At 71.0% G+C, this 12932-nt stretch carries 9 protein-coding genes, 1 tRNA gene and 1 pseudogene; 3 read left to right on the forward strand and 8 right to left on the reverse strand.

What is annotated here, in order from left to right; translation table 11 throughout:
- Positions 1 to 75 precede the first annotated feature (75 nt).
- The 4 genes from AC3ERT_RS21265 to AC3ERT_RS21280 all read right to left on the reverse strand — a co-directional run bounded on the left by AC3ERT_RS21265 (position 76) and on the right by AC3ERT_RS21280 (position 4879).
- Positions 76 to 1767 (reverse strand): relaxase/mobilization nuclease domain-containing protein, encoded by a 1692-nt coding sequence (locus tag AC3ERT_RS21265; protein WP_435176095.1) that lies wholly within the window; start codon positions 1765 to 1767, stop codon positions 76 to 78.
- A gap of 7 nt (positions 1768 to 1774) precedes the next feature.
- On the reverse strand, positions 1775 to 2743 hold the full coding sequence (locus AC3ERT_RS21270) for a hypothetical protein (RefSeq protein WP_435176098.1): 969 nt from the start codon (positions 2741 to 2743) through the stop codon (positions 1775 to 1777).
- Between the two features lie 218 nt (positions 2744 to 2961).
- The gene (locus AC3ERT_RS21275; RefSeq protein WP_435176101.1) at positions 2962 to 3807 is read right to left on the reverse strand and encodes a DUF2637 domain-containing protein; all 846 of its coding nucleotides are present in this window, start codon (positions 3805 to 3807) and stop codon (positions 2962 to 2964) included.
- A gap of 136 nt (positions 3808 to 3943) precedes the next feature.
- The gene (locus tag AC3ERT_RS21280) at positions 3944 to 4879 is read right to left on the reverse strand and encodes a hypothetical protein (protein WP_435176103.1); all 936 of its coding nucleotides are present in this window, start codon (positions 4877 to 4879) and stop codon (positions 3944 to 3946) included.
- Positions 4880 to 5229: 350 nt separating this feature from the next.
- Between AC3ERT_RS21280 and AC3ERT_RS21285 the strand changes: the two genes are divergently transcribed.
- A complete protein-coding gene (locus tag AC3ERT_RS21285; protein WP_435176105.1) occupies positions 5230 to 5664 on the forward strand; it encodes a hypothetical protein in 435 nt (144 codons plus the stop codon).
- 45 nt (positions 5665 to 5709) lie between these two features.
- Here AC3ERT_RS21285 and AC3ERT_RS21290 read toward each other — a convergent pair whose 3' ends face one another.
- Complete coding sequence (locus tag AC3ERT_RS21290; RefSeq protein WP_435176108.1) at positions 5710 to 6081, reverse strand: hypothetical protein; 372 nt, start codon at positions 6079 to 6081, stop codon at positions 5710 to 5712.
- Between the two features lie 723 nt (positions 6082 to 6804).
- Here AC3ERT_RS21290 and AC3ERT_RS21295 point away from each other — a divergent pair.
- Positions 6805 to 8308, forward strand: a pseudogene (locus tag AC3ERT_RS21295) (tyrosine-type recombinase/integrase); the annotation flags it as partial.
- Between the two features lie 138 nt (positions 8309 to 8446).
- Here the strand turns inward: AC3ERT_RS21295 and AC3ERT_RS21300 are convergent.
- Together AC3ERT_RS21300 and AC3ERT_RS21305 are read right to left on the reverse strand one after the other, a co-directional pair.
- A tRNA-Pro gene (locus tag AC3ERT_RS21300) sits at positions 8447 to 8520 on the reverse strand.
- Positions 8521 to 8621: 101 nt separating this feature from the next.
- Positions 8622 to 9545 carry a metallophosphoesterase gene (locus AC3ERT_RS21305; RefSeq protein WP_435176111.1) on the reverse strand — a complete coding sequence of 308 codons (924 nt, stop codon included), beginning with the start codon at positions 9543 to 9545 and terminating at the stop codon, positions 8622 to 8624.
- Positions 9546 to 9699: 154 nt separating this feature from the next.
- Here AC3ERT_RS21305 and AC3ERT_RS21310 point away from each other — a divergent pair, with 154 nt between their 5' ends.
- Positions 9700 to 10161, forward strand: a complete 462-nt coding sequence (locus AC3ERT_RS21310) for a GatB/YqeY domain-containing protein (RefSeq protein WP_335983860.1) — start codon at positions 9700 to 9702, stop codon at positions 10159 to 10161.
- Positions 10162 to 10350: 189 nt separating this feature from the next.
- On the opposite strand, the gene AC3ERT_RS21315 is transcribed toward AC3ERT_RS21310, so the two are convergent.
- A complete protein-coding gene (locus tag AC3ERT_RS21315) occupies positions 10351 to 12711 on the reverse strand; it encodes a transglycosylase domain-containing protein (protein WP_435176114.1) in 2361 nt (786 codons plus the stop codon).
- Between the last annotated feature and the right edge of the window lie 221 nt (positions 12712 to 12932).

Below are 12932 nucleotides of genomic sequence, written 5' to 3' on the forward strand. Positions count from 1 at the left end.
GTAGCACCCCTTTCGTCCTATCGGTCGAGCATTGGAAAGAGCTGTCTCCGTGCTGAGGGCGCCGGGGCGAAGTGGTCACCTCCGTCGAGTCGGTGCCTGGCTCGGGAGGGGAGGTGCGGGGGCGCTAAGTGGAGGGGCCGGGCGCCAGCCTTGACGCTGAGGTGCGGGCGTCGGGGCTGCGGGGAGGCCAGCCTCGTGGCGGAGGCGCCAGAGGAGGACGTCAGCCAGGGAGTCGGCCGTCGCGAGTTCGCGGTTGTCCACAGCCCTGTGGAGGAGGGCGACGGGGTCGTGGCCGGCCTGGGCGGCTTCGGCGAGGGTGGCTGCCAGGGCGGGCCAGTTGGGTTCGGCCTGGATTCGGGTGGCCTCCGTCGGGAGGACGGTGCGGATCGCCTCCGCCGCGTGGTGCTGGGCCGGGGCGGAGAGGGACTGGCCGTTGGCGCGCAGCGTGGTGAGGGGTGACGCGGCTGCTGCCTGGTAGGCCGTGCGGAGGTGGGTGGCCGTCTCGCGGGCGGCTGCTGCTTGTTGGGCGTGGCCGCGGGCGGCGTGCCAGTGGGCTGCCATCACCGCGGCGGTGATCAGGACGCTCACGAGCATGGCCGTTGCCGCGCCGTCCTCGCCCTTGCCGAACGCCGGGCCGGACTGGACGAGGTCCCGGGCTGCCTTGCGGAGAGCCTGGTTGTGGGTGTTCGCCGCCTGGATGTGCGAGCGGGTGGCTCGTTCGAAGGTGCGTGCTGCCGCTTGGAGTTCGGCGCGGGTGGGGCCCGCGCTCGTCTGCGCAAGAGCGTCGAGGACTTCGCCGATGCCGGTGAGCTGGTCGGCCGCGGATCCGTCGTTGTCCTGTGCTAGTGATCGGAGGGCGTCTGTTGCGGCTGTGGTGCCGGTGCGACGGGCGCGGACCGGGTCCGTGATCCCCGGGGAGGCAGGATCGCCGGCGGCCAGGCGTTCGCGGATGCGGGGGAGGGACAGGTCGGGGGCGAGCTTCGAGCCGGAGAACCAGATGGGTTTGCCGTCGCGGTTGCGGTCGCCGGGGAGGGCGACCGTGAAGCCGGTGACGTCGCCGGAGGGTGCCACGCGCTTGGTGGTCCGTACGCCCTGCTCTGTGAGGCGGTGGAAGAACTCCTCCTCCGTCGCCGCTCCTGCCAGGGCGCGGCGGACGGCGTCGCGGAGTTGGTCCCGGGCTGGGCGATCGAGGCCGCGGCGGTCGGCCTTGTGGCGTTCGGCGCTGGTGGCGCGTTTGGCTGCGGTGCCGTCGCCGGGGTGGAGTTCGCGCAGGCCGTAGTCCTTCTCGATGGCTCGGGCCTCGGTCTGGACGGCGCGCTTGTCGAAGTTGCGGCGGGCGGTGCGGCCGTCCTCGCGGACGAGGGTGGCGGCGATGTGGATGTGGTCGGGCGCGTGGCGTACGGCGACCCAGCGGCAGGCCTTCGCGTCGCCCTCGGGCGCGATGCCGGCGGCGTGCACGATGCGGCGGGCGACGGTGGCCCATTCGGCGTCGGTCAGCGGGCGGTCGTCGGCGGCGGTGCGGACGGAGCAGCGCCAGATGGTCGTCTTCGGGTGCTGTTCGCGGGGGAGGGACTTGACCGGGAGGTCGAGCTGGCGGGCGAGCTTCGTGATGGCCTCGCGGTCGGCGGTGGGGCCGGGGTCGGGGGCGAAGCCGTTCCAGGAGGCGACCATGTGCTGGTCGGTGTGCTCGTTCGCCTTGCCGGGGCCGTAGAGGTACGTGAGCAGGCCGTACGTGCCGCCCGTGCCTGTCGTGACCTTCGGGATCACCGATCCGCTACTTCCCCGCCATGTCGGCTGCCGTGGTGTCGACGGCGTCGAGGGCTTCGCGAACGAGTGCGAGGGCGCGTTGGGCCTGATCGTGGAGGTGGTCGGTGGTGGGGAGGTGCGGGAGGAGCTGGGCGAGGTTGTTGCCGACGGCGGCGAGCTGGCGGTTGGCGTTCATCAGCTCTTCGAGCTGGCGGCGCGTGTCGGCGATGGCCGCTAGCGGGTTCTGTGCGCGTGCGGCCAGGAGTGCGGCAGCTGCCGCGTACCCGCCGGGTTTGAGGCCCCTGGCGCTCGCCGCGGTGGTGAGGTCGGCCCATTCGCTGTCGCTGAAGCAGGGGTGGGTGCGGTTCCGGCGGGCGGTGTGCGATCGCTGTCGGTGGTGGTGGGTGATGTCCGCGGCTGGCGTTGTTGGGCGGGTTGGCTGCTTCGTTCCGGCCGTGGGGAGGGTGGTTACGGCCGAGGTGACGTGGGCGACGGCAAGGGCGACGCGTTCGAGGAAGCGGACGGCCGGTTCGGGGTTCGGGGTGCCGCCGGAATTGAGGAAGTAAGCCAGGGAGTTGAGCTGGCCGCCGATCGCGTGGAGGGTGGCGTTGGCGTTCATGAGGGCTTCGAGGCGGTGGCGTTCGTCGCCGAGGCTGGTGCGCCGGTCGGCGCGGGAGTAGGCGATGGCTGCGGCGCTCGTGAAGCCGCCGGGCGTGAGCTGGCAGGCCCTGGCTGCCGCGGTGATCTCCGTCCATTCGTCGTCGCTGAAGCAGGGGTCGACGCGGTGGCGGCGCGGTACGACGAGGCGTCGGCGGTGGTGCGCGATGGTTTCGGTGGGGTTGAAGGTCGAGGGAGCGGTGGGGTGCGGCGTGGGCGCGGTGTCGTCGTAGGTCCTGCTCGGCACCCCTGGGCCGAGAGCCGACGCCGCCCGCTTCAGGAGGGCGGCGTCAGGCCAGTCCGCCACCCCTGCGGCGGGCGCCTTCCCGGGATGACTCATCCCGGGACAACTTGCTCCGCCGTGCGGTCCGTCGTCGTGTGCGTTGGTGGTGCCGGGGGCCTCTGCGCAGGCCTGACCTGGCGCGAGTGCGCGGCGGTTGCTGCTGGGGTGGTGCGGCATGGCGATTCATGGGGACGGCGGGGGTTTTCGGCTGCTGGGACGGGGCGTCTGCGGTGGCGGTAGGGCCACTTACGCGGACGCCCCGCCTTCTGGAGGGCTCAGGCCGTGGGCAGTTGGGCCTGTTCGCTCCGCCTCTCTGTGAGGCTGGCGACCGCTTGGGCGACGCGGTCGTTGCCGGCCGAGAGCCCGGCGGCCTGGATCGCCTCGCGGGCCTCGGCTCGGCTCACCTGGGCCGAATCTGGGTACGCGGTCGCGATGACGGTCGCCAGTTCGTCGATGCTGGCGTCGGCTCGTCGTCCGGGGCGGCCGGTGCCGGTCGGGGTGCGTGGACGGCTCGGCGCGGTACGGCGGGTAGGCGCCGCTTTCCGGCCGGAGGTTGCGGCCGGTGCCTTCCCGCTAGGTACGGGTGATGCCGCCGCCGGAACTTGCTCCGTAACGGCCTGACCCGGGCTCGGGGTTCCGGCCGACGCGGATTCCGGCGAGGCAGCGTGCCGCGTGACCAGGATGTGGAGGTGCGTGGCGCCGCCGAGTGCCAGCGGGGCGATCGTGGAGAGCACGCCGACGGGGGCGTTGCCCAGGACCAGGGTGTGGGTGCCGGGGGAGTTCAGGCGGATGGCGTGCAGGACGTTGGCCCAGAGGCTAGCGGTGCTCGCGGCGGCGAAGAGCGTCCAGGCGTAGCGGCGGGCGCTCGGCGGGGCGTCGCGCAGGAGGAGGATCGCGCGGACGCCGTACCCGATGAAGCCGTCGATGATGATCGGGAAGAGGTAGGCGAGGACGGGCCGTACGTGGGCGGCCAGGGCGACCTGGCGCAGGGCGTCGAAGGACAGCGTGCACGCGGAGCCGCCCAGCAGCAGGATCGCGAGGCTGTCGAGCGGTCGGGCGCGGCGTCGTCGGGTGCGCTCGGGTATCTGGGCGGAGGGCGTTGGCGACACGGACGTGGACATGCGGGCTCCAGGCATGGCGGTGGGCGGCGCGGCGCGCGCGTTGGCGCGGGCAGGCGGCATCGCCCGGTGGGTCGGGGGAAGGGCGCGCGTCAGGGCAGGGACGGGCGCGGGGCGGCGTCGGCCGCGAAGGAGGAGGTCAGGCTCTCGCGCCGGTCAGCGGGCCTGGGCCGCTGTTGAGGGCCGCGCGGACGAGGGCTCGGCCGCGGGCGGCGGTGCGGGCGCGCTCGTCGACGGCTTCGGGCGGTGGGGCGTCCGCTGCGGCGCAGGTGCGGCAGGTGCCCTCGTACGGGATCGGGCGCGCGCAGTCGGCGCACTCGTACGAGTGGGGCTTCGGCGGTGCGGTGATCGGCTCTGGTGCTGGAGGCAGCTTGCGGGTGAGGCGGTCGCGCAGGAAGGCCGACGCGCTGTGAACCCGTTCGGGCAGGCCGCCGAGCAGGGCTGGGGAGAGGTCGCGGGGGCCGAGACCGCGCTCCAGCCAGGGCGTCACCAGGGGCGCGAGCGTCAGGGCCTCTGCCGCGCCGAGGCGCAGGCGTGGCTCTGCTGCGGTCACGCGGTGGAGCAGGGCAGCCGCTTCGGTGCTCGCCGCGTTCGGCGGCTTGGCCTGGGCGAGGGGTGGAGACGGGATTTCCCGCCGCCCTCCCCGATTCGCGCCGCGTACGGCACCGATCGGTGTCCGCTGCGCCGGGAGGGTGGGTTCTTTCCCACGGTCCTTTACGGGGTGGGCGTCACGAGAACCAACGGCCGGTCGACCGGAGCCCGGGCGTACGGCACCCGGTCCCACCTGCGGGGAGTCGTAGACGTGGGTCTCGCTGACGAAGGTGCCGTCCGGGCGGCGTACCCGCTCGACGCGGTAGTAGCCGAAGGTGGCCAGTTCGCGCAGGGCCTTCGCGACGGTGAGGCGCCCCTGCGAGCTGGTATCGGCCATGTGGCGGCCGTCCTCGCGCCAGCCGTCGGGACGGGAGAGGAGGTCGGCGAGCAGGCCGCGGGCGGTGTAGGACAGCCGCCGATCTTGCAGCAGCGCGTTGGGCAGGACCGTGAAGCCGCGCGTATGGCGGCTACGATGAATCTGCATGGGGAGTGTCAGCTCCTTGTGCCGGACCCCGGAGCGTTGGCGCGCTGCCGGGGTCACCCTATTAAGTTCGTTCGTGACAGAACGTATCACGCGGTTCGCCCAAGATCGACTGCTCTTGGGCGTCTTGTTGTCCGGCGGAGCATTGCTCCCTTGAGCGAGGAAGAAGCCGCGGGCCTGAAGCGTGCGCACGGCGTCCTCCCTCGGTCGGCGGCCGGGGCTCGGCCCGGCGGTGGGAGCGGCACGGTACACCCTTTTTCCGGACCGGCCTCAGATGCCTGTCCGACCGACGGCCTTCTGGTCTTTACCGGAGGGCCCGGACGCGCAGGGCCGAAGGTCCGCACAATGAGTTCATGCGCGAGCAGGGTGGGGACGTGGCGGTGTGGCGGGTGCACCCGCGGTTGATGGTCTGGGCCGGGGTGTTCTGGGGGCTGGCGATGCTGGCCACCCTGGGCTCCTGGCTGGCGTGGGCGACTGATCAGGCCGGGGGAAGGGCTGTACAGGCTCTTGTGGCGACGGCTCTTGTCGCGGCGGTCTCCCTGATCTGGGGACTGGTGCTGCTTCGGCCTCGGGTGGAGTTCTGCGGTGAGACCGTGGTGATTGTCAACCCGCTGGCCACCTATCGGCTGCATCGTGAGGACGTCGTGGCGGTAACCGATGGTCTGCACGGGGCGGCGGTCTTCCACCGCAGGGACGGCTTCAAGACCCGCGCAGTCGCCTTGGGGGAGGCGTCCGCTGGCATCAAGGACGAGCGGCTCTCCGAGGTTCGTGCGGTGCTCGGGCTCTGAAGCCACCAGGTCATCCGAAGGCGCAACGCGGCAGCTGCGGGGCGATTACCCGTTGTCCAGGCGCTGGAGGATCTGCTCGAAGTCGCCCTCGTCGAGTGCGCTGCTGATCGCCTCGGCCATGTTGACGACGCCGGCCTCGCGAACGATCAGCCCGTCCGAGCACCAGAAGTAGCGACCTCCCGCCTCCTCGCCGGTCTGGGCCCACCTTTCCATCAGGCGCTGCACCTCGTCGACGGTGAACACGGTCGCGCTCCAGCGTGAGCCGTCCGTCAGTCGGACCTCGACGTCGACGTTGCACACCGCGTCCAAGTCCTCGCCCGCACTGGGCAGGAAGGACGCCACGAACCTGTCGGTGCGGACCCGGTACCAAGGCTCGTCCCACCAGCCTTCGGTCGACGCGAGCGGTTCGTCTGTCATCGGGTGAGTATCCCGAGCGGATCGCCGGGGGATCAACGGACTTCCTACGGGCCCCGAGGCGTGTCCGGGATTCCGTGCTAACGTCCCGCGACGACCACCCGACCAGGGCGAAGTCGTACGCGAAACCGCTTCCGCAGGGCCGCGACAACGAGGTACAACAGCACCTCGGCCGCCGACCGCCCGTGCACGTACCGCCGACGAAGGAGGGACCATGCGCTTGCCAGTCGTGCCGTGTCGGGACCTCAACCGGCGCTGGAGATCCGCCTGCTGACCTTGCGCCGTTCCGCGCCAAGCGTCTGAGCAATGTTCCCGCTGCGCAACCGCAGCCTCCGCGCGCCCTGTTACTGCCCTCCCTCGTCCCGAGGCCCACTATGTCCCCTCCCGCTTCCCCGCTGCCCGTGCTCTACCGGCCTGCCCAGATCGCCGACGTCCTCGGCTGCTCCGAGTGGTGGGTCAAGGAACAGGCCCGACGCCGACGGATTCCGTTCACCCGGCTCGGCGGTAGCTACCGCTTCACCGCCGGCCACCTCGCGGAGATCATCCGGATCTTCGAGGAACGGCCGCTCGCTCCGCCCGATGCCGGCACTCTGCCGTCCAGCCGGGCGCCGTACCGAACGGCCCGCGCCGCGCCCGTTGCGGCCGAGCCTCGGCTCAACGCCCGGCCGCCGCGACGGCGGCGGTCACCCGCAGGACCCCAGACCACCACCCCGGAAGGAGCCAGGCATGGGATACGGCGAGAAGCGCGGCGACTACTGGCGCGCCCGATACAAGATCGCGCCCGGCAAGTACCGCACCCTCGCCGACGGCAACGGCGAGCTGCTGCGCTTCCGTACCAAGCGAGCTGCTGAGCAGGCCGCCAACGAGGAAGAGGCGAAGGTACGCGGCGGGCGGTGGCATGATCCGGCGGCGGCGCGGATCACCTTCGGGGAGTACGCCAACCGCTGGTACGCCGCGCAGGACCTGGCCCTCCACCATGCAGAACTACCGGCGGCACATCGAGGAGCACCTGCTGCCGTACTTCAACGACCTGGAGGTCGGCGAGATCAACCGGCACCACGTCGAGCAGTGGGAGCGGCAGGAGCGGGGGCGGGGATACGCGGCCGCCACCTTGAAGACCTGGCGCAGCACCCTGCACCTGATCCTCGGAGACGCCGTGGACGACGGGTTGCGGGAGACGAACCCGGCGGCACGGCGAAGGGGGCGCGGCAAGCGTGCCGGGCGGTCGCGGAACCGCGGGCCGGAGAAGGTGATCACCGACGCGCTGGGCATCCTGCTCATCGCCGAGCGCGCCGCGCTGCTCACTGGGCGGGACGACGAGTTCGTCGCTCTCGTCACCAAGGGCTACACCGGCATCCGATGGGGCGAACTCATGGGGCTGGAAGCGCAGTTCATACGTCCCGGCTCCCTCCGCGTCGAGTGGCAGCTCTACGAGCTGGACGGCGGCGAGTTCCACCGGTGTCCGCCGAAGGACGACTCCTACCGGACCATCGACACCCCGGACTTCCTGACGGGGCTGCTCGCACGGCACGTTGCTGCCAAGCGGCCCGAGCCCTGCGGCTGCCACGGGCTGCGGTACGCCTTCAACGGTTACAGCGCCGCCAACGGAGCTGCCCGCCGGCCCGGCGCGAAGGTCGTCGACGTCGCCCGCAAGGCCGGAGTCTCCGCCGGGACCGTCTCCAACGTGCTCAACTGGCCGGGGCTCGTATCGGAGGACAAGCGGCTCAGGGTGGAGGCTGCCATCGCCGAGCTCGGATTCGTACGCAACGCGGCCTCAGGCGAACTCGCCCCTCACTGGCGGCGCAGCGGCTTCGCCTCCTGGCTCTTCTATCCCGCCACTACCGGTTCCTACCCGGCCCGTGCCCCCTACGACGCCCACCCCGTGCCGCTGCTCGCCGAGCCCTGGCCCGGCATCCCCGCCCGCGGCAGGGGCGCCGCCAACCGGGCCCAGGCATGCTGGGTGCCCATCGCCCCGGGCCTGACGCCCCACGGCCTCCGGCACACTCACCGCACGATCATGGAAGAGGCCGGCACCCCGCCCAAGCTCATGGACGAACGCCTCGGTCACGAGGACGGCTCCGTCCAGGCCCGCTACTCCCACGTCACCCCGCGCATGCGTGCCCGGCTCATGGACGCGCTTACCGAGCAGTGGGAGGAGGCACTGGAAGTGCGGCGTCAGATGAGCCCCGGCTCCCCGGTCGTGGCACTCGACGCGCTCCTCACATCGCGAGAAAGACCAGGCCAGAAGGGGGAAGAAGGGAGGCCCCGACCAAGATCTTCTCCCAATTTTCTCCCAAGACCCCCTCGAAACGCCGTGAGGGGCGGCCTTCCTGATCGGAAGACCGCCCCTCACCTGCAGTTTCACCAGTCGGGGTGGCGGGATTTGAACCCACGGCCTCTTCGTCCCGAACGAAGCGCGCTACCAAGCTGCGCCACACCCCGGTGCAACGAGGATTACTCTAGCGGACCCGGAGCCGGAGGCGAAATCCGGTTTCGGGGGCGGGCTGCAGGCGGGCCGGGGGCGGGGCGGGCCGGGGGAGTGGTCAGGTGAGGGTGAGGAGCGTGGCCTCGGGGGGGCACGCGAACCGCACCGGGGTGTAGCGGTTGGTGCCGCAGCCCGCGGACACGTGGAGGTGGGACGTGAAGCCGGTGGCCGTGTGGGTGGAGAGGCCCTTGACGCGGTCGGTGTCGATGTCGCAGTTCGTGACCAGCGCGCCGTAGAAGGGGATGCAGAGCTGGCCCCCGTGGGTGTGGCCGGCCAGGATCAGGGGGTAGCGGTCGCACGTGAAGGCGTCGAGGACCCGCAGGTAGGGGGCGTGGACGAGGGCCAGGCTGAAGTCGGCGTCGGGATCGGGGCCGCCCGCCACGTCCGCGTACCGGTCCCGCTTGATGTGCGGGTCGTCCAGCCCGGTGAGGCCGAGCACGGCCCCGTCGTCGAGCTTGAGCCGCCCGCGGGTGTTGCTCAGGCCGACCCAGCCGGCCGCGTCGAAGGCGTCCCGCAGCTCCCCCCAGGGGTTGCGGATCACGCCGTGGGCGCCGGAGCTCTTGCCGTTGAGCCCGTGCTGGCCGCGGGCCTTCTCGACGAGGTAGCGGCCCGGGTTGCGGAACTTGGGGCCGTAGTAGTCGTTCGAGCCGAAGACGTACGCACCCGGGAAGCGGAGCAGCGGGCCGAGGGCGTCGAGCACCTCGGGGACGGCGGTGGGGTCGGAGAGGTTGTCGCCGGTGTTCACCACCAGGTCGGGGCGCAGCCCGGCCAGCGACTGGAGCCAGCGGCGCTTCTTGCGCTGCCCGGAGACCATGTGGATGTCGGAGAGCTGGAGGATGCGGATCGGCCGCATGCCCTCGGGCAGGACCCGAACCTCCACCCGGCGCAGGCGGAAGGACCGCGCCTCGAAACCGGCCGCATAGGCCACGCAGGCCGCGCCTGCCGCCGTCACACCCAGGGGGATTCCGTATCGCGCGCGCATGCGTCCATCGTGTCAGAGTCCACACCCCGTGTGGACGCTGGTACGGCCCCGGAACAGGGGCAAATACGACGGTAGGAAGGTGCGACCGTACGATCCCCCCGGGGTCGCCGGTTAATCCGGCGCGCCCGCCGCGCGGCGGTGCGAAAATCGGGGCATGACCACGACCCTCAAGCAGCGCCTGCACGACGACCTGACCGCCGCGATGAAGAGCCGCGACGAGCTGCGTTCCGCCACGATCCGGCTGACCCTCAGCGCCATCACGAAGGAGGAGGTGGCCGGTGCCACCGCCCGCCAGCTCTCCGACGACGAGGTGCTGAAGGTGATCGCCCGCGAGGCGAAGAAGCGCCGTGAGGCCGCGGAGGCGTTCGCGCAGGGCGGCCGTGCGGAGTCCGCGCAGCGGGAGAAGGAGGAGGGCGAGGTGCTGGCCGAGTACCTCCCCAAGCAGCTCGACGACGAGGCCCTCGCGGCCGTCGTACGGTCGGCGATCGAGGAGTCCGGCGCTTCCGGGCCCAAGGCGATGGGCGCCGTGATGAAGCTCGTGAACCCCAAGGTCGCCGGGCTCGCCGAGGGCGGCCGGGTGGCGGCCGAGGTCAAGCGCCAGCTCGCCGCGGGCTGACCTCGGCAGGTCCGTCCGCCTCGCCGGGAGGACCGGTGACGCGAGCACCGGACAAACGAAGCCGGATATACGTATGGCCGGATATACGTAAGGCCGGACATCCGTGAAGCCGGACATACGTAAGGGGCGCCCATCCAAGAGGGCGCCCCTTACGTATACGGCTGTTCCCTTACGGTTGTACCCCTGGCGTTACGGGAAGCCAGTGCCGCCGCCGGAGGGTTGGAGGATGACGCCGCCCGAGCCGTCGGTGGTGCCGCCGGTGGTCGTGGTGCCCCCGGTGGTGCCTCCGGTGGTGGTCGTACCGCCGTCGGTGGTGCCGCCCGTGGTCCCGCCGGCGGTACTGGTGCCGCCGTCGGTGATCGCCCCGGTCGTCGCACCCATCACCGTGAAGCCGCCGTGGCCGCCGCCGTGTTTGCCCTTGCCCTTGCCGTTGTCGGTGCCGCTGTTCCCGTTGGTGTCGCCGGTGTTGTCGCCGTTGGCCGGCTTGTCGGACGAGCTGGGGTCGGGCACGTCGAGCTTCACGGTGGTGAAGTTCTCCACCGGGGTGCCCTCCAGGGCGCCGGTCATCGCGTCCTTCCAGATCGGCGCGGGTCCGTCGGCACCCTGGACCTTGTCGTAGTAGCGCGGGCCGATGGTGACGTCGATCATCTGCTGCTTGTGCGACGGGTCGCCCATCCACACGGCCGAGGCCAGGTTCGGGGTGTAGCCGGCGAACCAGGCGGCGTACCGGTTGTCGGTGGTACCGGTCTTACCGGCGGTCTCCCGGCCGGTGAGGTTGGCCGCGGTACCCGTACCGTCGTCGACGACGCCCTTGAGCATGGTGTTCAGGGTGTCCGCGGTGTCCTGCGACATCGCCTGCGAGCACAGCGACTTCGGCACCGTGAGGTGCTTGCCCTGGGCGTTGGTCACCGAGTTGATGACGATCGGCGTGCAGTAGACACCGCGGTTGGCGAAGGCGGCGTACGCGGCGGCCACCGACAGCGGCGACACCTCGTTGGTGCCCAGGGTGAGCGACGCGCCCTGCACCAGCGGCTTGCCGTCGGCCCGGCCGAGCCCGAGCTTGCCGGCCATCTTCACGATCGGGCACAGGCCGACGTCGGCCTCGAGCGCCACGAAGTAGGTGTTGATCGACTGCTTCAGCGCGTCGGGCATCGAGTACGGCCCGACCTCCGACGTCATCTCGTTCTGCGTCGTCTTGTCGCTGTGCAGGACCGACCCGCTGCACGTGGTCACGTCGGGGTACTGGATCTTGTTCGGCGACGGGTAGGTCTGCGACGGCTTGTACCCCGCCTCCAGGGCGGCCGCCGCGGTGATCGGCTTGAACGTCGAACCGTTCTGGAAGCCGAGGCCGCCGTCCATGTCCTCGTCGACCGAGTAGTTTATCTGCGTCTCGTTCTTGCCGACGCCGTACTGCTTGCTCTGGCCCATCGCGACGACCTTGCCGGTGCCGGGCTGCACCATGGTCATCGCCGCGGCGACCGCGTCGCTCTTGTAGACGTGGTTGCTGATCCCGGAGATCAGCGACTTCTGCGCCTTCGGGTCGAGCGTGGTGTGGATGGTCAGGCCGCCGGTGTTCCAGACCTTCGCCCGTGCCTCCTTCGTCTTGCCGAAGGCGGCGTTCTGCAGGAAGGTCTCGCGGACGTAGTCGCAGAAGAAGCCGGCGCCGTTGACCGCGGTGATGCAGCCGTTCTTCGGGGTGCTGGTCTTCAGGCCCAGCGGGGCCTTCTCCGCGGCCGCGGCCTGCGCCGGGGTGATGTCCTTCAGCTGCGCCATCCGCGCCAGCACCGTGTTGCGGCGCTCGGTCGCGGCGTTCGGCGAGGTGATCGGGTCGTACCCGGTCGGGGACTGCACCAGCCCGGCCAGCATCGCGGCCTGCGGGAGGGTGAGGTCCTTGGCGTGGGTGCTGAAGTACCGCTCCGAGGCGGCCTCGATGCCGTACGCCTGCTCACCGAAGAAGGTGATGTTGAGGTAGTTCTCCAGGATCTTCTTCTTGCCGAGTTCCTTCTCGACCTGGATCGCGTACTTCATCTCCTTGATCTTGCGGCCCACGGTCTGCTGCGTGGCCTGGGCGACCTTGCTCTGGTCGTCGCCGGCCTCCTCCACGAACACGTTCTTCACGTACTGCTGGGTGAGCGTGGAGGCGCCCTGGGTGCCGCTGTCGGAGGCGTTGTGGCTCAGCGCGCGCAGGATGCCCTTGAGGTCGATCGCGCCGTGCTCGTAGAACCGCGAGTCCTCGATGTCGACCAGCGCGTTGAGGATGTTGGGGCTCATCTGCGTGATCGGCACCACGGTGCGGTCGCGCGAGTAGACGGTGGCGATGAGGCCGCCGTCGGCGTCGAGGATCTTGGACGCCTGGCTCAGCGGCGGTTGCTTCAACTCGCCGGGCAGGTCGTCGAAGCCCTTGACGGTGCCCTTCGCGGACAGCCCCAGGGCACCGGCGGCGGGCAACGCGATTCCCGCGAGCACCACCCCGGCCAACACGCTGACACCGAGGAATTTCGCGACCTGCTGGGCCGTCGACACTCCCCCACCGGAACGCTTGTGAGCCATGCAGAGCAGCCTAAACCCCCATCCTGAGTGTTCCCGAGGCCTTGGTGGCTTTCCGGGCGGACGCGTACGAGACCGTGACATTGCGATGCCGTGACCTTCGTGACGGAATCGGGTCACGGACGGCCGCCGCAGATGATCGCGGGCGGCGGGGCGCGCGCCGGCTCGCGGTGGGCCGGACCGTCCGGTTGTGCGCCGGCGTATGGCAGGGCGGGCGCCGCACG

The sequence above is a fragment of the Actinacidiphila sp. bgisy145 genome (assembly GCF_057708125.1).